Source organism: Microbacterium sp. ZW T5_56, from assembly GCF_044987425.1.
GTDB lineage: Bacteria > Actinomycetota > Actinomycetes > Actinomycetales > Microbacteriaceae > Microbacterium.
Genome location: NZ_JBJDRI010000015.1, coordinates 45164 through 64617, shown reverse-complemented (window position 1 = coordinate 64617; position 19454 = coordinate 45164). Strand labels below are relative to the sequence as shown.

Below are 19454 nucleotides of genomic sequence, written 5' to 3'. Positions count from 1 at the left end.
CCGACTCCCCCGCGCACCCACCCGAAGCGGATGCGCGCAGCGATGCGAAGGAGCATCACGTGAAAGCACGAATCGCCTGGGCAGGACTCGCCGGCGTCGTCGGCTACCTCGCCTTCGTCGAGTTCACCAGCGGCGTCCTCCAGGGGTATTACACCCCGATGCTCACCGACATCGCCCGCCATCTCGGCATCCCCGACGCCGACGTGAATTGGCTCGAGGGCGCGCAGCTCATGCTGTCCGCGCTGGTCGTTCCCGCGTTCGCGAAGCTCGGCGACATGTTCGGGCACAAGCGCATGCTGTTGATCTCCACCGCGTTGACGGCGATCGCGTCGTTCGCGCTGCCGTTCTCCGATTCGTTCGGCGTCTTCCTCATCGCCTGGGCGCTGCAGGGCTTCTACGTGGTGTGGCTGCCCATGGAGATCGCTCTCATCTTCAGCCGCACCCGTGGAGTCGACGGGCGCGCGCAGATCACGGCACGTGCCGCCGGCATCCTGGTGGCATCACTCGAAGGAGGCGCGATCCTCGGCGCTCTCTTTGGCGGCGCGCTCATCGACGCGCTGCCGCTCACCGTCGTGCTGGTGGTGCCGGCGGTCCTGGTGGTGGTGTGCTTCTTCGTCATCCTGTTCGGCGTCACCGAGTCGCCCGAGCACGCCGGCGGTCGACTGGACACCGTGGGACTCGCACTCATCTCCGTCGCGCTCATCGCCTTCACCGGCGGTCTCAGTCTGCTGCGCCTCAACGGCCCCGGCGACATCGTCTCCATCCTGGTGACACTGGTGGGCGTGGCTCTCGTCATCCCGTTCGTGTTCTGGGAACTGCGCCAGGACGATCCGCTCATCGATGTCCGGATGTTCCGGAACCCGGCACTCGGTCCCGTCTTCGTCACGGCCGGTCTGTTCGGTGTGAGCGTGCTCGGCGGGCAGGCACCGCTGTCCACCTTCGCGCGCACCGACCCGACGGTCAACGGCTACGGACTCGGCACACAAGGCTTCGCCACCTCGCTCATCATCGGCCTCTACCTCATCGCGATGATCACCGGAGCGCTTCTCTTCCCGCTGATCGGACGACTTCTGTCACCGCGGATCGCGCTCATCGGCGCGGCGCTGCTGGTGTGCGTCGGCTTCGCGCTGTTCCTCCCCCTGCACGGCAGCTACGCGCAGGTGGTCACCAACATGCTGATCGTGGGACTCGGGTCCGGGGCCCTGGTTGCAGCTCTCCCGTCCGCAGCAGCAGCCGCGGCGCCGCCGACGCAGACCGGCGTCGCGACCGGACTCACGAACTCGGTCAAGACCGTCGGTGGTGCGATCGCGTCCTGCGTCTTCGGCATCGCTCTGCTCCACGGTGCGACAGGCGCGGTGGCGAACCCCGACCAGACCGCCGGCTCGCTCAGCGGCTACATGACTGTGTGGGCCGTGTGCTCGGCGACGGCACTCGTCGCCGCCGTGTTCCTCTGCTTCGTGCCCAAGCAGGCGTTCCGTGACCAGGAGCAGCCGGTCAGCGTCTGACCCGGATAATCGCCGAGGCCGGCCCGGAAACCCGGGCCGGCCTCGGCGTGTGAGGGATCACTCCCCCATGCGATTGCGTGTCCGCATAGCGCGGTCAGCCTCGCGCTTGTCCTGACGTTCACGCAGGGTCTGACGCTTGTCGAACTCGCGCTTACCCTTCGCGACACCGATCTCCAGCTTCGCGCGGCCGTCACGGAAGTACAGCTTCAGCGGAACCAGCGTGTATCCGCCCGCGGAGACCGCGTGAGAGATCTTGATGATCTCCTCCCGGTTCAGCAGCAGCTTGCGCACCCGCTTGGCTGAGTGGTTCGTCCAGTGCCCCTGCGAGTACTCCGGAATGTGGATGTTGTCGATCCAGGCCTCGTTGCCCTTGATGTAGGCGTAGCCATCCGTCAGGTTGGCGCGTCCCTGTCGCAGCGACTTCACCTCGGTGCCGGTCAGCACCATACCCGCCTCGTACGTCTTCTCGACGTTGTAGTCGTGGCGTGCACGCCGGTTGGTCGCAACGACCTTCTCCCCGCGTTCACGGACCATGTCACACTCTCCTCAATCACCGCGCGCACGCGCGGCAGCCGATCAGTCTATCAACCGTCGGCACCGCACGACGACGCGTCAGGTGCGCAGCCAGCGCCGAATGGCGAATCCCGCCGACAGCGCCGCGAGCACCACACCGAGACCCACGACGATGGGGATGACCACCCATACGTCGTTCAGACCGATCCAGCTCTGGATGAAGGTGACACGGCCGGTCAGATAGCCGAGCACGCCGAACTGCACCGCCGCCCACAGCGCGCCCGAGGCGAGCACGGATCCGATGAAGGCCGCCAACACTCCCTCGAGCACGAATGGCGTCTGAATGAAGCGGTTGGATGCGCCGACCAGACGCATGATGCCGATCTCCTTGCGACGCGCCACTGCGGACAGCCGGATGGTCGTCGCGATCAGAAGAATGGCCGCGATCAGCATGAGCGCGGCGATCCCGACCGCGAGGTAGGTGGCCACCTGAAGCGCCTGGAACAGCGGTTCCAGGTACTTCATCTGGTTCTTGACCTCCTGAACGCCCTTCGTGGAGTGGAACGCCTCCTCGATCACGGTGACCTGCGACTGATCCTTCAGATTCACGCGGAACGAGGCGTTGATGCTGTCGGGTGCGAAGACGCTGGCGTACTCTTCGCCGCGCTGGTCGATGATGCTCTGGTAAGCGTCGGCCTGCGTGATCTCCTGCACGTTGGCGATCAGCGGCCCCAGCGTGCCACCGCCCAGCTGTGCGCGGACGTCCTCGATCTGCTCCGGTGTCGCATTGCCATCGGTGCAGTTATCGCCGATCGCCGTGGAGGTGCACATGAAGATCTCGACCTGCGCGCGGTCCTCCCAGTAGTCGTGGAGCTTGCCCACCTGCGACTGCGTGAGGATGGCCGCGCCCACGAAGGTGAGCGATACGAACGTGACGAGGATCACCGAGATGACCATCGAGACGTTCCGACGGAAGCCCTGGAAGACCTCCGAGAAGATGAGTCCCAGCCTCATGATGTCGGACCCACCTCGTCGTTGTCGTCGTACTCGCTCAGTCCCAGCCGGTCGGCGACGCCGAGCTCGGCCACCTGGACATCCGGCAGCGCGATCGGTCGCGTCATCGGCCGGGCCTCTGCGTCGGCGACCGGCTCAGCCAGTGCCGGACGCATGATGGCCGGCTCGACGCTGTCACCCTCCGGCTCACGCTCCCCCGTGCCGAACGGCGCGTCAGCATCCGCAGCGACTTCCGCCTTCTCTGCGACCGGAACAGCCACGGCAGCGGCGACGACCACAGCGGGATCGCCCGCGTCAACGGCAGCCGCGACTTCGCGCTGTACTTCCAGGACCGCCGTCAGCGCGGCAGCAGACGCCGCACCGCGTTCGGTGAACGCCTCGAGGCGAGGAATCGCGGACGTGTCGCCGTAACCACCGTGCCGGTCGTCGCGGATGATCACGCCGTCGCGCAGTTCGATCACACGACGCTGCATCTGGTCGACGAAACCGGCCTCATGCGTCGCCATCACCACGGTGGTGCCATTCGCGTTGATGCGCGCGAGGAGCTGCATGATATCGGTCGACGTACCCGGGTCCAGGTTTCCGGTGGGCTCATCGGCCAGCAGCACCTGCGGACGGTTGGCGATGGCACGCGCGATGGCCACGCGCTGCTGCTCACCACCGGACAGCTCGGTGGGCATGCGCTTGGCTTTGTCCTGCAGGCCGACCAGCTCCAGCGCCTCGGGCACGGACTGCTGGATCAGCGCTCGGCTGGCCCCGGTCACCTGAAGGGCGAACGCGACGTTCTGCGCCACGGTCTTGGATGACAGCAGTCGGAAGTCCTGAAACACGGATCCGATGTGGCGGCGGAAGTAGGGAACCCTTCGATTGGACATCTTCCGGGTATCGCTGCCGAGCACGAGAACGCGGCCGGCAGTGGGGACATCCTCGCGGAGGATGAGACGAAGACACGACGACTTCCCGGATCCCGACGCGCCGACGAGGAACACGAACTCACCGCGTTGAATCTCGAAGTCGACGTCGGAGAGCGCGGGACGGGGTGTGCCGCGGTAGCGCTTGGTGACGTTCTCGAACCGAATCATGGCCAAATCAGCCTACGTCGGGGCCATTGCAGGACCGCCGAGCGACACCCGACCCGGCATATTGTTCTCGGGGCGTCACGTGCACAGCGGCTCGCCGAGGTCGATCTCCTCTCCGCCCAGTGTCATCGAGGCGACAGCACACAACAGGTCATCGCCAGGCCGAACGAGCAGAGGGGTGTAGACGCCGTTCACATCAGAGGCGGTGGCCGTCTGACGATCGGCCGAGTCCGGGTTCATCTGCGGGTACAGGCTCACGGTGATCGAGTTGCCCATCTGCTGCTCGTCGTATCGTGTGGCGCGCGCCCACGCCGCGGTGCACTTGTTCGACCACTTGATCTCCAACAGCGTGTTGTTGGTGCGCTTTGATGCCACAACGACCTTCGAATCGTCCACGCACGCGGTCTTCGCCGGATCCAGACCGTTCTGGACGGCGATCTGGGTTCGCTCTGCGAGCGGGGTCGCCGCCATGTTGGCCGCGCCCACACCGAAACCGACACCCCCACCGATGACGAGACCAGCGACAACTCCGGCAACCGTGAGAAGCGCGGCGGTGCGTGCACGGACAGTGCGGCGGGGCTGCGATTCGACCGCGGGTTCGGATTCTTCTGACGACGTCGACACTCCGTTCGCGGCGGCCAGTCGATCACGACGTTCGAGCCACGGCGCCGGATCGGCACCCAGGTAGCGCACGACACGATCGATCGTGCGCGCCGACGGCAGGGCCTTGCCGTTGAACGTCTCCGACAGGATGGTTCGCGAGATTCCCGCCGCACGCGCGATAGTGTCGAGCGTGGGCTGATCAGCCGCGAGCCTCAATCGACGAAGATCCACAGAGAAGGCGGCAGCAGAATCGTTCTCGGGCTCAGCAGGTTGGGGGTTCGCAACGGATTCGGGTACGGACATCGGTGCTCCCAGCGGGACGGTGCGGTCGTTCGGGTGAAGGAGGGGACACAGCGTGAAAACTGTTCCTCTTCCTATCAGTCCGGATGTTTCCGATGCCAACCAGTGACGTACGAATTACGTCACTGAACGTTTCCGAAAGCCCTCAGACACCACGAATCGGCGGGTCAGCGCCGAGGCGCCGCTCAGTCTTCGATCTTGCGCTTGCGCCAGCGGATTCCCGCGGAGATCAGGCCATCCAGGTCGCCGTCGAAGACGCTCGCGGGGTTTCCGACCTCGTATCCCGTGCGCAGATCCTTCACCAGCTGCTGGCCATAGAGGAAGTATGAGCGCATCTGATCGCCCCAGCTCGCTGTGATCACACCGGCGAGCTCTTTCTTCTTCGCGGCTTCCTCCTCCTTCTTCAGGAGAAGGAGTCGCGTCTGCAGCACGCGCATCGCGGCGGCACGGTTCTGGATCTGGGACTTCTCGTTCTGCATCGACACCACGATGCCCGTGGGGATGTGGGTGAGGCGCACGGCCGAGTCCGTGGTGTTGACCGACTGACCACCGGGGCCCGAGGAGCGGAACACGTCCACACGCAGGTCGCCTTCGGGGATGTCGACCTCGACGGCCTCCTCCATCACCGGGATGACTTCCACTGCGGCGAAGCTGGTCTGCCGCTTGTCTGCGGACCCGAACGGGCTGATCCGCGCCAGGCGGTGAGTGCCGGCTTCGACGGACAGCGTGCCGTAGGCGTACGGAGCGTCGACCTCGAAAGTCGCGGACTTGATACCAGCGCCTTCCGCGTAGGAGATGTCCATGACCTTCACGGAGTACTTGTTGCGCTCCGCCCAGCGCAGATACATGCGCATCAGCATCTCGGCGAAGTCGGTGGCGTCGTCGCCGCCGGCACCCGAGCGAATCGTGACGACCGCGCTGCGTTCGTCATACTCGCCATCGAGCAGCGTCTGCACCTCGAGCTGGCTCACCACGCCTTCCAGAGCGGCCAGCTCGTCACGAGCTTCCTGCTCCGCATCGGCGTCTTCCATCTCATTGGCGAGTTCGACGAGGACATCCAGGTCGTTGAGACGGCGCTCCACCGCCTCGACGCGGCCGAGGTCTGCCTGCTTGTGGCTGAGGGCGCTGGTGACCTTCTGCGCGGCATCCGGGTCATCCCACAGATCGGGCGCACCGGCTTCCTCGCTCAGTCGGGCGATATCGGCGCGCAGCCCGTCGACGTCAACGACGGCACGGATGTCATCGAACGTGGAACGGACGGCAGCGATCTGGGAGGTGAATTCGTAATCGAGCATGGCCTCCTCAGCCTAGCGGTCGCGGGCACCTCTCCGCGGCGTGGGACGAGCGGCGTAGGGTGGATGAGTCCCCTGCGAGGCGACGGAGAGCGAGCACAGTGACAGACGCACCCTCCACGGGCGAGATCCTCAAGCGTCTCGCTCCGATGATCTACGGCCCCACCGTCCTGTTCAGTCTGGGCGAAGGGGCCGTCGTGCCTCTGCTTCCCGTGCTGGCCACGAAACTCGGGGCGGACATCGCGATGTCTTCGCTCATCGTCGCCGCCCTCGTGGTCGGTCAGCTGTGCGGCAACCTGCCCGCGGGGTGGGCGGTGGCCCGCTTCGGCGAGCGCCGCACCATGATCAGCTCCGGGCTGCTCGCGCTGGTCGGCGTCGGCCTTCTCGCGTTTGCCACCGGCGTGGCGATGCTGATGGCAGCGGCACTCGTCATCGGGTTCTGTGCGGCGGCGTTCGCGCTGGCGCGGCATTCGTTCATGACCACCCGCGTCCCCCTCTCCTTCCGCGCACGCGCGCTGTCGCTGCTGGGCGGGTCGTTCCGCTTCGGGATGTTCATCGGTCCGTTCGTGGCCGCCGGGCTCCTGTGGGTGTTCGGGGACGAGCGCGCGAGCATCTGGTTCCTCGGACTGTGTCTGCTGGCGGCGGTGGCGCTCGTGGTCTTCGGACCGGACCCCGAAGCGGTGGCGCCGCTTCCCACTAAGCCCACGGCACGCGAGGCCTCACCCGCGGACACCGGCGAGCCGATCACCGGCGGCATCGCCATCATCCCGCAGCACGAAGGCGTCTTTCGCACCATGTGGCGGTACCGCGGTGTTCTCGCGCGACTCGGAGTGGCGGCGGCGTCGCTGTCGGCGGTGCGATCCGCGCGTCAGGCGATCCTGCCGCTGTGGGGCGTCTCGATCGGACTCGATGCACAGAGCATCGCGCTGGTCGTGGGGCTCTCCGGCGCGATCGACTTCGCTCTGTTCTACGCCAGCGGTCAGGTGATGGACCGCTTCGGACGACTGTGGGCAGCCCTGCCCGCGATGCTTCTCATGGGGCTCGGCTTCGGCGCGCTGGCGCTGACACACGACCTGCCCAGCTCGACGATGTGGTTCGCCGCCTTCGCGATGGTGCTCGGTGTCGGCAACGGCCTGTCCAGCGGGATTCTGCTGACGCTCGGTGCCGATGTCTCGCCGCAGCACGACCCCGCTCCGTTCCTCGGCTCGTGGCGGACGCTCACCGATGCCGGCGGCGCACTCGCACCGGTGCTGATCTCTGCGATCACCGCCCTACTGTCGCTGGCGTGGGCCACGGGGCTGATGAGCATCGTGGCCTTCGCGGGGGCCCTCGGCTTCATCCGCTGGGTGCCGAAGTTCATCCCGCGCGCGCAGCTGGGGCCTACGGCTCCGAATCCCGGCGGGGATGAAGGCTAGCCGATCGCGGTGCGAGCGATGGCCGTCGACCGCAGCGTCACTCCGTCAGGAACCACGATGCTGAACAGCGGTGGATGCCAGGTCGTCTGCACCGTGACGACCGCGCTCGAGCCGTCCGGGGTGTCGGATTCGACCAGCACCGCCTCTCCCGGCGTCGCCTCGAGCAGCAAGGCCGCACCTGCCGCTACAGCCGGTGCCGTCAACACGGCACGGGGCTCGCCGTCGGTCACCCTCAGTGTGAAGGTATCCGCGGCAGCGAGCGCGGCGGCCTCTGCGATGGCATCGAGTCCCCGTTGCGCCACATTCAAGCTCGCAAGGTCGATGGTTGTGATCATGAGCACGGCGGTCAGGGCCCCGTAGCCGATGACGAGCGGCAGCAGGCTTCCCGCGTCGTCGCGGAGTCTCATCAGGGGCCGTCCGGCATGCGATGCACCAGAACAGATTCCAGCGGAATCGCCGTGGACTGCGCAATATCCAGGACTGCCGGGGCAAGCGGGAGCACCGCGTCCGCTGTGACACGCACCGTGACAAAGGCACCCGGAGCCGGGCACGGGTCCGCGACGGGACGGCAGGAGATCTCCACCCGCATCGCATCGGGATCCATTCCGTACTCGGCTGCCACTGCAGCCAGAACGGTGTCCGGCGAGCCGGATCCCGAGCTCAGGGCGCGCGCGATCTGGCGCGCGGCGGTCTGCACCCCCATCGCCTGGTTGTGCACGCCGTTCAAGGCGACGCCGAGATACATGATCGGCATCAGGAGAACCACGCCAGCCACGATGAACTCCAGCGATGCGGATCCGTCATCATTCGACCACCAGCGACTCCACCGGCGCACGCCCCACCACCTCCAACCCGTCCGGGATCCCGACGAACACGATGAGCGGCAGCACGGCGGTGACTCGGACTTCGAGTGTCGGCACGCCCAGGGCGTCGGTGTAGGACGACCGGACATCGCCGACGAGATCGGAGCCCACGGCGGAGCGCACCACATCTCGGACGATGCTCTCGACCTGGTCCGCAGTGACGTCGGCGAGTGCCGCCTCGTACGCTGCCTGAACGGCCGCGTCGTGGACGGTGTTGCGGACGTGGATCACGATGCCGATCTGGATCACGGCCACGGTCATCAGGGTGAGCAGCGTCCCGACCAGCGTGAACTCGACGACCGCGGAACCACGCTCGTCGCGCCAGAGGCGGTTCGCCACGATCATGGCGTGAAGACGACGCCCTTCAGGGCGTTATCCACCAGATTGATCAGGGCATCACCCGCAAACGCCCAGATCACCATGACCAATGCCGCGGTCATCATAGTGATGAGCACCCACCCGGGCACGTCGCCGCGCTCGCCCAGGAGTGCCGCGCTCGCCCGCATCTTCAGCTTCTTCCACATCCGCACACTGTGGCATCGCGTCGGATCATGAGAATTCACCAATCCACATGCACCCGGCGCACCGCGGCAAGATGTCGATTCGGCAACGCTCGTGCCCTGTGCGCTCGCCGCAGGACTACTCTCCGACCATGAGAAGCCGCTTCATCGCCCTGGGAGGTCTGCTGGTCGCGATCACGGGCCTGACCGGGTGTTCCCCGGCCGTCGTTGGAGCGATTGCGCTGACCGGCTACGACCTGCGCGAGCGGACCCTCTCGGTCATGCTCGTCGTATGTGAGGGCTACATCGACGAACTCCTGGTGTTCGAACCCCAGATCTTCGCCACACCGTCGGCTTCCGTGTCCGCACGGCCTGGCGAGCGGGACGACTTCTCCCTCGGCATACACACCGCGGGAATATCCCGCCTCACCGTCGACGATGTGGATCTCTCCGATGCGGGTGGGGGGTTCAATGTGAGTGGTTACGGTGGGAACGGCAGTCTCTTCTTCCCTTACGATGCACGCACACCGTTGATTGAGAACGTCATGATGTCACAGCTCGCGTCCCTTGCCCCGGGCGAGGTGCTGAGCGGGGAGAGCCCATACGGCGGCAATGTCACGGTGATGACCGAGGAGGCGTTCGAGGCCACCGCCTGTGAGTAGTCGTCGCACTTGGACGCGGACACGCACCCCAGCCCGTTCACGGCTCGGGGAAGATGCGCCGGTGCGGCTCGCACCAGCCGCTGATGCGGTCGATGACGACCTCAAGTGCGTCCCGCACGAGATCGTCGTCCTCGTCGGCCGCGGAGAGTGCCCGGTTGAACAGGGTGAACATCGTGCGCTGATCCATGCCGGACCGATCACGCAGGTCCACCGCAACCTCGGCGAGGCGATCTGCGAGATCCCGGTACTCGGATTCTGCTAGCACGGCGCTCAGACGTGCGGTCGGGTCGTCGGAGGCCACGTGTCCATCGTCGCAGATGCCAGGCCGCCCGACGTCACGACCGCTGCAGCCACGTGATCACGGCTCGCACCCGACGATTCTCGGCCGACGACTCCTCGAGACCGAGCTTCCCGAAGATGCTGCGGACGTGCTTCTCGACTGCTCCTGTCCCGACGAACAGGCGCTCGGCGATCGCACTGTTGCTTTGCCCCTCCGCCATGAGCACCAGGACCTCACGCTCACGAGCGGTGAGCGCCTCGAGCGGGTCACGCTGCGCCGCGAACAACTGCGCCACCACCTTCGGATCCAGCACGGTGCCGCCGTCCACCACGCGCGTGATCGCATCGTCAAGATCGTCCACCGACGTGATGCGGTCCTTGAGCAGGTAGCCGACGCGGCCCTCCCCGGATGCCAGCAGCTCCCGCGCGTAGACACCCTCGACATACTGGCTGAGCACTAGCACGGCGATCTCGGGGCGGTCACGCCGGAGCTTCTTCGCCGCCACCAGCCCCTCGTCGCGGAAATCGGGCGGGAGGCGGACGTCTGTGACCAGAACGTCCGCCTCCAGCGAGCTGCCGTCGCCGAGGGCTGCCGCATCACCCCAGGCCGCGACCACCGTGTGGCCGAGTTCCTGCAGCAGCAGGACCAACCCTTCGCGGAGCAGAACCGAATCCTCGATGACGGCGACGCGCAGCCCTGACATGTTCCTCAACCTACCGAGCAGCGAACGCGGTCACCGGGACCGTCACGCGGATCGCCGTTCCCGACGTTGCCGGCTCGATCTCCAGCTGACCGCGCAGGCCGCGGAGGCGCTCCTGCAGGCCGGCGAGACCGTGTGCGCTGCGGACGACAGCGCCGCCGATGCCATCATCCGTGACACGGAGCACCACGCTGTCCCCGGTGCGTGCCACCGAGACCGCGGCGCGACCGGCATCGGCGTGCTTCACAACGTTGGTGAGGAGCTCTGCGGTCACGAAGTACAGGCTGCGCGCCGCCTCGGACGAGAGCAGATCGTCGATCGATCGGTCCAGCTCGAGGCTCACCGGGATTCCGGCCACCTCGGCGAGCGATTCCACCGCGGCCGCGAATCCACGATCCTGCAGGAGCGGCGGCGCGACCCCGGCGGACAGCGCGCGCAGCTCGGCGAGCGTCTCCTGAGCACCGGCACGAGCACGCGCAGCCAGTTCGGCGGCGGCGTCGGCATCGCCCGACTTGGCCCGGCGCTCCAGCAGACCGAGATCCATCTGGAGGCGGATGAGCCGCTGCTGAGGGCCGTCATGCAGATCCCGCTCCAGGCGCCGCAGGTCGGAGTCCTCTGCGTGCAGGGCCGCCTGCCGTGCTTCACGCTCATCGTCGATCTGCGCCTGCAGATCGTCGCCCGCCCACGGCCCGAGCATCGCTCGCGCTGCGCTCCACTGCATCCGCACGAGCCCGCGCAGCACCAGCGGAAGGGTCGCCAGCGCGATCAGGCCCGCGGTTGCCAGCACGATCATCACCACGGCGGAGGGACTCCAGCCGGACAGGAACGGAACGTTCTCGATCAGCTGCGCCGCCCACGCTCGGTTGCCGACGCCGGAGAACGGCTCCCACAGCGGCGTCAGGGGGCCAAGGATGGCGAGAGCCACCCAGGGCAGCGCGACGCAGAAGCTGACCGTCGACAGCACGAAGCTCACGATCAGTCCGTGCACCAGGGCAGCCCAGTCGTGGGTGCTGCGGAGCTCTTCACGCGCCGCGCTCCAGGAGGAGATGCGCGACTGGGCATGGGCTCGATACGGCTCGGGGATGGTGGGCAGCCCCGACCGCCGCAACATTCGCACGTGCACCTGACCGAGATTCCGGGCCACGATGAGCGAGAAGGCCATGAGGACCAGGCCGACGCCGAGGATCGTCAGCGCCGCGCCAGTGAAGAAGAGGCCGAACAGGGCGACGATCGTGCCCATCCCGAGACCGAACGTACCCGCGATGGCGACGAACGTCCCGGGCGCACGGCGCCACAGCTCGAGATATCCCCGACGTTCAGTGGGGGTGGACGGGCTCGTCAGGGGCGGGCTCTGCATCATTTGTGTCATGTCTCCAGGCTCCCGAATCCCGCACGCTCACGACATCCGAGAAGCGTACGAACTGATACGGGGGTTATCCCCCATCCTGCCCGAGCAGAGGCACCCGCACACTGCCGCTCAGCCGAGGCGCAGCAGATGGATGCCCGGGAACACAGCGAGCAGCACGGAAAGCGGCAGAATGAGGAAAACAAGCGGGAACAGCATCGTCACCTCGTTACGTCCCGCCTGGTCGAGCATCGCCTGCTTTCGATCCTCGCGCGCATCCGACGCCTGATCGCGCAGCACCGCCGCCAGCGGAGCGCCCCGCTCCAGCGCCGACAGCAAGTGATCGAAGGCCCGACTCACACCGGGGACGTCGATCCGCTCCCCCGCCGTCGCGAGCGCTGTGGCGAGGTTGGAACCCGTTCCGGTTTCGAGCGTGACGGCCCGCAGTTCGCTGGCGAGTGCCCCAACGCCGACGGAAGCGGTCCGCTTGACCGCATCGTGCAGGCTCTCCCCCGCGGCCAAGCACAGGGCAAGGAACTCCAGCACCGTGGGCAGCTCATCCTCGATGCGCTGCCGACGACGTCTCACCGCCTGCGTGAGCCACATGTCGGTGCCGATGAAGCCCGCCGTTCCGAAGGCGACGGGAAGCAGAAGCGCGGGGATCGAGAATCGTCCGGTGAGTGCCAAGCCGACGGTCACGAGCGCACCGAGTGCTGCCGCGCCCAGCGCGATCGCGAGCTGGCGTTCCCGGAATCGCTCGGCCCCGACGTCCCAGCCCGCGCGCCGCAGTCGCGCCGTCAGCGCGTCGGTCCCGCCGAGCAGCGGCACCAGGCGTCGGCGAAGCGTCCGCCATGTCGCCCGCAGCAGCGCTGTCAGCCCGGCAGCCGGGTCGATCAGGGATGGCCCGGGCAGACTCGTCCCCGCCGGGTCGGTGACGTCGCGGACGTAGGGCGCGATCCGACGCATCAGCTGCGGAGCCGACCAATGCGGGAGCGCGGCGAGGATGGACCAGAGCCCACTCCCCAGCACCGTGCCGAGCAGCACCGCGATTGCGGCGTCCGTGAGCGCCGTGGTCATCGAAACCACCGCCTCGGCTCCGGCAGTCGGCCGATACGCAGCATCAGCCGATACGCGATGAACGACACCCCGGCAGCCGCGGCGATCAGCACCACACCCATCGGCGTGGAGTAAGCCGCCGCTCCTTCGGGACGCGCGACAAGGAGCCCGAGGATCACCCACGGCGCCACCACCCCGACCACTGCCGCTCCGCGGATCCACGATTGGCGCGCGGTGACCTCACCACGCACGGCGGCCTCGGCACGGACCGCCGCTGACAGCGAGCGCAGCACGCTCGGCAGCTCGGTGCCACCCACCTGACGCGCCATCCGCAGCGTCTCCACGATGCGATCGGCGGTCGGATCGGCGAGCCGCTCCTTCAGCGCGAGGACGGCCGAGTCGAAATGGCCGGAGGCGGCGAGATCGGCCCGGAACTGGCGGAAGTCGGCCCGTACCGGCGTCGGTGCCAGGTCCGCGAGCGCCGCGACACCGTCCGGGAGGCTCTGCCCCGCTCGAACCGACGCGACCAGCAGATCGCACACGTCGGGCCACACCGATCGGCGATCCTGCTGGCGACGAGCGCGGCGGGAACGCAGCACCGAGAACGGCACAACGGCACCCGCGATGAGGGCCAGGACGACGAGCACTGGCAGCCGCGTCAGGATCCACGCCGCCGACGCTGCGACGAGCGCCGACACCGCCACGACAATCATGAGCGCCCCGGGCGACAACGAGGAGGCGCCCGCCTCGGCCAACAGCGTGCGCATGGCGGACGTGGGGCGACGGACGACCGCGGCAGGCCCCTCCCGTCGGGGCCACAACCACACGGACGCGATGCAGAGCACTCCCGCCGCGAAGCAGATCGCCCAGAGCGCCGTCATGCCGCCCGCTCCGCCCGGTAGAGGACCAGCGCGGCCGGCTCACCCGTGGCGTCGATCTCCGGCGCGAGCACCTCGGCCACGCGCCGGGAGCCGTCGGCACGCCGCTCACAGTGCACGACCAGGTCGACGCTGCGAGAGATCGCCGGTGCGACAAAAGCCCGATCCACGTTGCGCCCCGCCAGCAGAGTGAGTGACATCAGCTTGTCCAGCGCCTCTGCGGCGCTGTTGGCGTGGATCGTGGCGGCGCAGGGCACACCCGTGTTGAGCGCGAGGACCAGATCCAGCGCCTCGGCGTCGCGGACCTCTCCCACCACGAGGCGATCCGGTCGCATGCGCAGGGCCTCCTTCACGAGACGGCGAAGCGGAATCTCACCGGTTCCCTCGAGCGACGGCTGACGGCCCTGCATCGCCACGACGTCGAGGGCGTCGACCGCGAGTTCGAAGGTCTCCTCCACCGTGATGATGCGGTGCGCCGGTGGCTCCGCCGCGATCAGCGCGCTCAACATCGTGGTCTTTCCGGCATGGGTCGCGCCCGACACGAGAACGCTGGCTCCCTGCGTCATCGCCTGCGTCAGGTTGTACGCCAGTGACGGCGGCAGTGCGCCGGCGTCGACCAGTCCGTCCAGGTCTCGGAATCGGGCGAGGAACTTGCGGATGTTCACCGTCCAGTGTGCGCGAACCACATCCGGAATCACCACGTGAACTCGTGATCCGTCCACCAGCGAGGCATCCACGAACGGCTGACTCAAATCAACGCGACGGCCGGTCGAGTTGAGCATGCGCTCGACGATGGAGCGCACCTCCTCCTCGGTGAGAGTGAGTGGCAGCCGCATCGGCAGACCGTCGCGGGCAGCGAAGATCCGATCGGGCGAGTTGATCCAGATCTCTTCAATGGAGGTATCGGCAAGATAGGGCTCCAGCGCGCCGAAGCCGGCCACCGACGCCAGCACCTGCGAGACGCACTGTGCCTCGTCCTCGATGACCCCGCTGCCGCGCGCCAGGGCCCGATCATTGTGCCGACGGATCTCCGTGCGCGCCACCTGCAGGGCCCGATCGCGTTCGCGCGCCGGGTCGATCTGCTCCTCGCGCAGGCGATCACGCACCCGTTCGACGACATCGGACACGGCGACAGAGGCGGACGACATGGCGACATCCTGGCGGGAGTGGATGCGATGCCGCGTCCCCTGTCCACAGTCGCTCGCGTCTGGTGAATCGGCACCACGACCATTCATGGCAGGATCACAGCTTCTCCCCCGGCACTTCCCCAGAGTGCGGGCGGGGGTGAACGGATAGAATCGGTACTGCGCGGGTGTGGTGGAACTGGCAGACACGCAGGATTTAGGTTCCTGTGCCTCAGGGCGTGTGGGTTCAAGTCCCACCACCCGCACGGCCAGACGGCCTTTCTTGCCGCCAGACCAGAACAGGAATCCGCCAGTGCACCAGCTCGGACTCATCCCGTGGCTCGACCCACAGGTCATCATCGAAGCCGCGGGGCCGTGGGCACTGCTCGTGGTGTGCGCGATCATCTTCGCGGAAACAGGGCTGCTCATCGGCTTCCTGCTGCCCGGCGACACGCTGCTGATCATCTCGGGCCTGCTCACCCACACGGTCAACGTGTTCGGCCTCAACATCTGGTGGGTCAGCCTGCTGATCGGCCTCGCCGCCTTCGTCGGTGGTGAGGTGGGCTATTACATCGGCCACAAGGGCGGGCCTGCGATCTTCGAGAAGAAGGACTCGGGCCTGTTCAGCAAGCAGAACGTCGCTCGCACCAACGCCTTCTTCGAGCGCTTCGGCCCGATCACGGTGATCCTGGCTCGCTTCGTGCCGATCGTGCGGACGTTCGCCCCGGTGGCAGCCGGTGTCGGACACATGCCGTGGAAGCGCTACAGCCTGTACAACCTCATCGGCGCGATCCTCTGGGGCTTCGGTCTGACCTTCGCTGGCTACCTCATCGCCTACATCCCGTGGGTCGCCGACTTCGTCACCCAGTACATCGACGTGATCCTGATCGTCGCTGTCGCGGGTTCCGCGCTGGTCACCCTTGTGCACTACTTCAACGAGCGCCGCAAGGTCGCGAAGGAGAAGGCTGCGGCCCCGACGGAGGAGCCCACCGTCTAATCCGGTGAATCGGTGATGCCCTGCCGGAATCGGCAGGGCATCACTCGTCTCAGCCTGCCGCTGCTTCGTCGCCCGCCTGGTCCGTGCGCGCGGCGCGGGAGCGCTCCACGCTGGCGCGCAGCGCGTCCATGAGGTCGATGACCTCGCCGCCCCCGGTGTCGCCGCGCGGACCGAAGGTCTCCTCGGTGTCGACCGCGTCACCACGCTCGAGCTTGGCGTCAATCAGCGTGCGCAGCTGCGTCTGATACTCGTCGGTGAACCCGGCGGGTTCGAAATCAGAGGCGTAGGTCTCCACGAGCGCCGCCGACAGCTCCAGTTCCTTCTCGGACACGGGCTCGGCGTCGGTGAGGGACGCGAACACCGGCTCACGCACCTCGTCCGCCCACAGCAGCGTCTGCAGCACCAGCACGTCACCGCGGACGCGAAGCGCCGCGAGCCGCGTCTTCTGCCGCAGCGTGAAGCGCACGATGGCGGTGCGATCGCTGCGCTCCAGGGTCTCGCGCAGGAGCAGGTAGGCCTTCGGTGACTTGCCGTCCGGCTCCAGGTAGTAGGGCTTGTCGAGCAGGATCGGGTCGATCTGCGCGTTGGGTACGAACTCGACGACCTCGATCTCACGGCTGCGCTCCGCGGGCAGCGCATCCAGGTCGCTCTTGGTGAGGATGACTGTCTGCTCACCGTTGTCGTAGGCGCGATCGATGTCGGAGAACGGCACGATCTCGCCATCCAGCTCGCAGATGCGCTGATAGCGGATCCGCCCGCCGTCGGCGTTGTGCACCTGGTGCAGAGAGACGTCGTGGTCTTCCGTAGCGGAGTAGACCTTGACAGGGACGTTGACGAGGCCGAAGGTGACGGCACCCTTCCAGATGGAGCGCATGGCCCCAGTACACACCACGGCGGCACCCCCCTGCCACCCCGGAACGCAACGGGCGCCCGGGCGATCGATGTCCTAATCTGACCAGGTGGCAGAGGCATCGGTGAACGTGCAGGTGGAGGGGCGTTCGCTGCGCCTCAGCCACCTCGACAAGGTGCTCTATCCCGAGACCGGAACCACCAAGGCCGAGCTCATCGACTACTACGCCCGCATCGCACCCGCGCTGCTGCCCCACGTCGTCGGTCGTCCGGTGACGCGCAAGCGCTGGCCCGATGGTGTGGGCACCGCCGCGGTGCCCCAGGAACCCTTCTTCGCCAAGCAGCTAGAACCCGGCGCGCCGTCGTGGATTCCGCGCAGCGGCATCGATCACAGCACGGGGACCAAGGACTATCCGCTGGTCACTGATGCCGCGACGCTGGTCTATTTCGCGCAGTCCGCCAGCCTGGAACTGCACGTCCCCCAGTGGCGATTCGATGCTCAGGGTCAGCCGGGAATCCCCGATCGGCTGGTGCTGGATCTCGACCCCGGCGAGGGCGCGGGACTCGCCCACTGCGCCGAGGTGGCATTCCTCGCCCGCGACCTGCTGCGCGGCATGGGGCTCGAACCCTACGCGCTCACCAGCGGAGGCTCGGGAATCCACCTGTATGCGCATCTGGACGCCGGCGCATCATCCGAGCAGACCAGCGCGGTAGCCAAGGCGCTCGCTCGCGCTCTGGAACAGGATCGGCCGGATCTGGTGGTGAGCGGGATGGCGAAGGCGGCGCGGGTGGGACGTGTTCTCATCGACTGGAGCCAGAACAACGGCAAGAAGACAACGGTGGCGCCATACTCACTGCGCGGTCGCCTGCGACCCACGGTCGCGGCACCGCGCACGTGGGACGAACTGGGCGCGGTGGATCTCCGCCAGCTGGAGTTCACCGAGGTGCTGGACCGCGTAGCGGAACACGGCGATCTCCTTGCGGGCCTCGACCCCGCGCCCGGGCTGCTCGCGACCTACCTGGCCAAGCGCACTCGCCCCACGCCGGAGCCGCTGCCCACTTCGCCTGATGCGCTGCCCACCGACCGCCGCCGCTTCGTGATTCAGGAGCATCACGCCTCACATCTGCACTACGACCTCCGCCTCGAACATGAAGGTGTGCTGGTCAGCTGGGCCGTCCCCAAGGGACTTCCCGAGACCAGCGAGCAGAACGTGCTGGCGGTGCAGACCGAGAACCATCCGGTCTCCTACCTGGGCTTTGCCGGGACCATCCCCGCTGGTGCCTACGGCGCGGGAACCATGACGATCTGGGATACCGGCACCTATGACCTGGAGAAATGGCGACCCGACGAGATCATCGTGACCCTGCGCGGAAGCGGACCGGCAGTCGATGTGCGCATCGCACTGCTTCGCACCGACGGCAGCGGTGAGAAATCGAAGTGGCTGCTGCATCGCACGCGGTCTTCCGTGCAGACGAAGACCTACGCCCCGCGGCCTGCTCCGACGGGCTTCACCGCTCCCATGCTCGCGGTGGGCAGCACGAGTGCCCTCGCCACCGCGGCGGCACGACGATGGGGTTCGTGGGTGGAGTTCAAATGGGACGGCGTTCGCGTCATCGGTGTGTGGTCCGAGTCTCGCCTCCGCCTGTTCTCCCGCACCGGGGGCGACGTCACGGCCCGCTACCCCGAGATCGCCGCCGAGGGGTCCGCACGCTTCGGTGCCGCCGATGCGATCGTCGACGGTGAGATCGTCGCCCTCGACGCGAACGGGCGTCCGGACTTCCCTCGTCTCCAGGATCGGATGCACCTCACGAAGGCGTTCGAGATCGAGCGCGAAGCGGCGCGCACTCCGGTGTCGTACTTCCTCTTCGACGCGCTGCACGCCGATGAGGACCTGACCGCTCGCCCGCTGCGCGAGCGACGCCGCGCGCTCGAGCGCATCGCAGCGGACGCGGGCCCGTCGATCATCGTTCCACCGGTGTTCGACGATGTCCTCGCCACGCTCGATGCCGCGTCCGAGCGCAGCCTCGAGGGAATCATGGTCAAAGACCCGGCCTCTCCCTATCGCCCCGGAGTTCGCAGCGAATCATGGCTCAAGGTGAAGCTCACCTCCACCCAGGACGTCGTGATCGGCGGGGTTCGTCCCGGCAAGGGCAACCGAACCGGCGCGATCGGCTCGCTGCTGATGGGCGTGTGGCAGAGCGATGGCACGCTGCACTATGCCGGCCGCGTCGGCACCGGTTTCAGCGAAGAGGCCGCGGCGGCACTGCTGCGCCGACTGGTTCCCCTGGGAATCGCCGAGCCGGCATTCAGCGACGTCCCCGCCGCAGATGCATCCGATGCCATCTGGGTGAGTCCGGAGCTGGTGGGCGAGGTCGAGTTCGCGGAGTGGAGTCCGAACGGACACCTCCGTCACGCGCGCTGGCGGGGCCTGCGCCCGGATGTCGATCCAGCGACCGTCGTGCGCGAAACCTGAGGAGT

Annotated in this window: 21 protein-coding genes and 1 tRNA gene; 6 read left to right on the top strand and 16 right to left on the bottom strand. The window is 67.3% G+C overall.

The annotated features are described in order from the left end of the window. Positions 1 to 59 precede the first annotated feature (59 nt). Positions 60 to 1505 (top strand): MFS transporter, encoded by a 1446-nt coding sequence (locus ACI3KU_RS09220; RefSeq protein ID WP_404922018.1) that lies wholly within the window; start codon positions 60 to 62, stop codon positions 1503 to 1505. Between the two features lie 57 nt (positions 1506 to 1562). Here ACI3KU_RS09220 and smpB read toward each other — a convergent pair whose 3' ends face one another. The 5 genes from smpB to prfB all read right to left on the bottom strand — a co-directional run bounded on the left by smpB (position 1563) and on the right by prfB (position 6309). After that, positions 1563 to 2039 (bottom strand): SsrA-binding protein SmpB, encoded by a 477-nt coding sequence (gene smpB / locus ACI3KU_RS09215; RefSeq protein ID WP_404922017.1) that lies wholly within the window; start codon positions 2037 to 2039, stop codon positions 1563 to 1565. 78 nt (positions 2040 to 2117) lie between these two features. Then, positions 2118 to 3032, bottom strand: a complete 915-nt coding sequence (gene ftsX, locus ACI3KU_RS09210) for a permease-like cell division protein FtsX (RefSeq protein WP_404922016.1) — start codon at positions 3030 to 3032, stop codon at positions 2118 to 2120. Beyond that, a complete protein-coding gene (gene ftsE, locus ACI3KU_RS09205; RefSeq protein ID WP_404922015.1) occupies positions 3029 to 4114 on the bottom strand; it encodes a cell division ATP-binding protein FtsE in 1086 nt (361 codons plus the stop codon). The genes ftsX and ftsE overlap by 4 nt, the downstream gene beginning before the upstream one ends. A gap of 75 nt (positions 4115 to 4189) precedes the next feature. Further along, positions 4190 to 5017, bottom strand: coding sequence for a DUF2690 domain-containing protein (locus ACI3KU_RS09200; protein WP_404922014.1), 828 nt, complete (start codon positions 5015 to 5017; stop codon positions 4190 to 4192). A gap of 182 nt (positions 5018 to 5199) precedes the next feature. Next, on the bottom strand, positions 5200 to 6309 hold the full coding sequence (gene prfB / locus ACI3KU_RS09195) for a peptide chain release factor 2 (protein WP_404922013.1): 1110 nt from the start codon (positions 6307 to 6309) through the stop codon (positions 5200 to 5202). A 146-nt stretch (positions 6310 to 6455) separates the two neighbouring features. On the opposite strand from prfB, the gene ACI3KU_RS09190 reads away from it, so the two are divergent. Then, positions 6456 to 7721: an MFS transporter gene (locus ACI3KU_RS09190; protein ID WP_404922045.1), complete on the top strand. Its 1266-nt coding sequence runs from the start codon at positions 6456 to 6458 to the stop codon at positions 7719 to 7721. Here the strand turns inward: ACI3KU_RS09190 and ACI3KU_RS09185 are convergent. Genes ACI3KU_RS09185 through ACI3KU_RS09170 form a run of 4 tightly spaced genes read right to left on the bottom strand, consistent with a single transcriptional unit; the run spans position 7718 to position 9108 of the window. Beyond that, a complete protein-coding gene (locus ACI3KU_RS09185) occupies positions 7718 to 8128 on the bottom strand; it encodes a hypothetical protein (protein WP_404922012.1) in 411 nt (136 codons plus the stop codon). The genes ACI3KU_RS09190 and ACI3KU_RS09185 overlap by 4 nt on opposite strands. Then, positions 8128 to 8556 (bottom strand): TadE/TadG family type IV pilus assembly protein, encoded by a 429-nt coding sequence (locus tag ACI3KU_RS09180; RefSeq protein WP_404922011.1) that lies wholly within the window; start codon positions 8554 to 8556, stop codon positions 8128 to 8130. Before ACI3KU_RS09180 ends, ACI3KU_RS09185 begins: the two co-directional genes overlap by 1 nt. Then, positions 8525 to 8929, bottom strand: coding sequence for a TadE/TadG family type IV pilus assembly protein (locus ACI3KU_RS09175; RefSeq protein WP_404922010.1), 405 nt, complete (start codon positions 8927 to 8929; stop codon positions 8525 to 8527). Before ACI3KU_RS09175 ends, ACI3KU_RS09180 begins: the two co-directional genes overlap by 32 nt. Next, the gene (locus tag ACI3KU_RS09170) at positions 8926 to 9108 is read right to left on the bottom strand and encodes a hypothetical protein (protein ID WP_404922009.1); all 183 of its coding nucleotides are present in this window, start codon (positions 9106 to 9108) and stop codon (positions 8926 to 8928) included. Before ACI3KU_RS09170 ends, ACI3KU_RS09175 begins: the two co-directional genes overlap by 4 nt. A 128-nt stretch (positions 9109 to 9236) precedes the next feature. Between ACI3KU_RS09170 and ACI3KU_RS09165 the strand changes: the two genes are divergently transcribed. Then, on the top strand, positions 9237 to 9746 hold the full coding sequence (locus ACI3KU_RS09165) for a hypothetical protein (protein ID WP_404922008.1): 510 nt from the start codon (positions 9237 to 9239) through the stop codon (positions 9744 to 9746). 37 nt (positions 9747 to 9783) lie between these two features. Here the strand turns inward: ACI3KU_RS09165 and ACI3KU_RS09160 are convergent, their stop codons facing one another. The 6 genes from ACI3KU_RS09160 to ACI3KU_RS09135 all read right to left on the bottom strand — a co-directional run bounded on the left by ACI3KU_RS09160 (position 9784) and on the right by ACI3KU_RS09135 (position 15153). Further along, positions 9784 to 10047, bottom strand: coding sequence for a hypothetical protein (locus ACI3KU_RS09160; RefSeq protein ID WP_404922007.1), 264 nt, complete (start codon positions 10045 to 10047; stop codon positions 9784 to 9786). 34 nt (positions 10048 to 10081) lie between these two features. Continuing rightward, positions 10082 to 10729, bottom strand: a complete 648-nt coding sequence (locus ACI3KU_RS09155; protein WP_404922006.1) for a LuxR C-terminal-related transcriptional regulator — start codon at positions 10727 to 10729, stop codon at positions 10082 to 10084. A gap of 10 nt (positions 10730 to 10739) precedes the next feature. Continuing rightward, positions 10740 to 12095 (bottom strand): sensor histidine kinase, encoded by a 1356-nt coding sequence (locus ACI3KU_RS09150; protein WP_404922005.1) that lies wholly within the window; start codon positions 12093 to 12095, stop codon positions 10740 to 10742. 108 nt (positions 12096 to 12203) lie between these two features. After that, positions 12204 to 13148 carry a type II secretion system F family protein gene (locus tag ACI3KU_RS09145; protein WP_404922004.1) on the bottom strand — a complete coding sequence of 315 codons (945 nt, stop codon included), beginning with the start codon at positions 13146 to 13148 and terminating at the stop codon, positions 12204 to 12206. Next, complete coding sequence (locus ACI3KU_RS09140; protein WP_404922003.1) at positions 13145 to 14008, bottom strand: type II secretion system F family protein; 864 nt, start codon at positions 14006 to 14008, stop codon at positions 13145 to 13147. The genes ACI3KU_RS09145 and ACI3KU_RS09140 overlap by 4 nt, the downstream gene beginning before the upstream one ends. Beyond that, positions 14005 to 15153, bottom strand: a complete 1149-nt coding sequence (locus ACI3KU_RS09135; RefSeq protein ID WP_404922002.1) for a CpaF family protein — start codon at positions 15151 to 15153, stop codon at positions 14005 to 14007. Before ACI3KU_RS09135 ends, ACI3KU_RS09140 begins: the two co-directional genes overlap by 4 nt. Positions 15154 to 15313: 160 nt before the next feature. Between ACI3KU_RS09135 and ACI3KU_RS09130 the strand changes: the two genes are divergently transcribed. Both ACI3KU_RS09130 and ACI3KU_RS09125 read left to right on the top strand, forming a co-directional pair. Continuing rightward, positions 15314 to 15395, top strand: a tRNA-Leu gene (locus ACI3KU_RS09130). 47 nt (positions 15396 to 15442) lie between these two features. After that, complete coding sequence (locus tag ACI3KU_RS09125) at positions 15443 to 16126, top strand: DedA family protein (RefSeq protein ID WP_404922001.1); 684 nt, start codon at positions 15443 to 15445, stop codon at positions 16124 to 16126. 49 nt (positions 16127 to 16175) lie between these two features. Here ACI3KU_RS09125 and ACI3KU_RS09120 read toward each other — a convergent pair whose 3' ends face one another. Then, positions 16176 to 17000: a Ku protein gene (locus ACI3KU_RS09120; RefSeq protein WP_404922000.1), complete on the bottom strand. Its 825-nt coding sequence runs from the start codon at positions 16998 to 17000 to the stop codon at positions 16176 to 16178. Positions 17001 to 17085: 85 nt separating this feature from the next. Here ACI3KU_RS09120 and ligD point away from each other — a divergent pair, with 85 nt between their 5' ends. Beyond that, the gene (gene ligD, locus ACI3KU_RS09115) at positions 17086 to 19449 is read left to right on the top strand and encodes a non-homologous end-joining DNA ligase (protein ID WP_404921999.1); all 2364 of its coding nucleotides are present in this window, start codon (positions 17086 to 17088) and stop codon (positions 19447 to 19449) included. Positions 19450 to 19454 lie beyond the last annotated feature (5 nt).

Bases quoted from the DNA above. Each gene is read 5' to 3' on its own strand.
- smpB (WP_404922017.1), bottom strand. From the start codon at position 2,039: ATGGTCCGTGAACGCGGGGAGAAGGTCGTTGCGACCAACCGGCGTGCA.
- ftsX (WP_404922016.1), bottom strand. From the start codon at position 3,032: ATGAGGCTGGGACTCATCTTCTCGGAGGTCTTCCAGGGCTTCCGTCGG.
- ftsE (WP_404922015.1), bottom strand. From the start codon at position 4,114: ATGATTCGGTTCGAGAACGTCACCAAGCGCTACCGCGGCACACCCCGT.
- ACI3KU_RS09200 (WP_404922014.1), bottom strand. From the start codon at position 5,017: ATGTCCGTACCCGAATCCGTTGCGAACCCCCAACCTGCTGAGCCCGAG.
- prfB (WP_404922013.1), bottom strand. From the start codon at position 6,309: ATGCTCGATTACGAATTCACCTCCCAGATCGCTGCCGTCCGTTCCACG.
- ACI3KU_RS09190 (WP_404922045.1), top strand. From the start codon at position 6,456: ATGATCTACGGCCCCACCGTCCTGTTCAGTCTGGGCGAAGGGGCCGTC.
- ACI3KU_RS09185 (WP_404922012.1), bottom strand. From the start codon at position 8,128: ATGAGACTCCGCGACGACGCGGGAAGCCTGCTGCCGCTCGTCATCGGC.
- ACI3KU_RS09175 (WP_404922010.1), bottom strand. From the start codon at position 8,929: ATGATCGTGGCGAACCGCCTCTGGCGCGACGAGCGTGGTTCCGCGGTC.
- ACI3KU_RS09170 (WP_404922009.1), bottom strand. From the start codon at position 9,108: ATGTGGAAGAAGCTGAAGATGCGGGCGAGCGCGGCACTCCTGGGCGAG.
- ACI3KU_RS09165 (WP_404922008.1), top strand. From the start codon at position 9,237: ATGAGAAGCCGCTTCATCGCCCTGGGAGGTCTGCTGGTCGCGATCACG.
- ACI3KU_RS09155 (WP_404922006.1), bottom strand. From the start codon at position 10,729: ATGTCAGGGCTGCGCGTCGCCGTCATCGAGGATTCGGTTCTGCTCCGC.
- ACI3KU_RS09150 (WP_404922005.1), bottom strand. From the start codon at position 12,095: ATGACACAAATGATGCAGAGCCCGCCCCTGACGAGCCCGTCCACCCCC.
- ACI3KU_RS09145 (WP_404922004.1), bottom strand. From the start codon at position 13,148: ATGACCACGGCGCTCACGGACGCCGCAATCGCGGTGCTGCTCGGCACG.
- ACI3KU_RS09140 (WP_404922003.1), bottom strand. From the start codon at position 14,008: ATGACGGCGCTCTGGGCGATCTGCTTCGCGGCGGGAGTGCTCTGCATC.
- ACI3KU_RS09135 (WP_404922002.1), bottom strand. From the start codon at position 15,153: ATGTCGTCCGCCTCTGTCGCCGTGTCCGATGTCGTCGAACGGGTGCGT.
- ACI3KU_RS09120 (WP_404922000.1), bottom strand. From the start codon at position 17,000: ATGCGCTCCATCTGGAAGGGTGCCGTCACCTTCGGCCTCGTCAACGTC.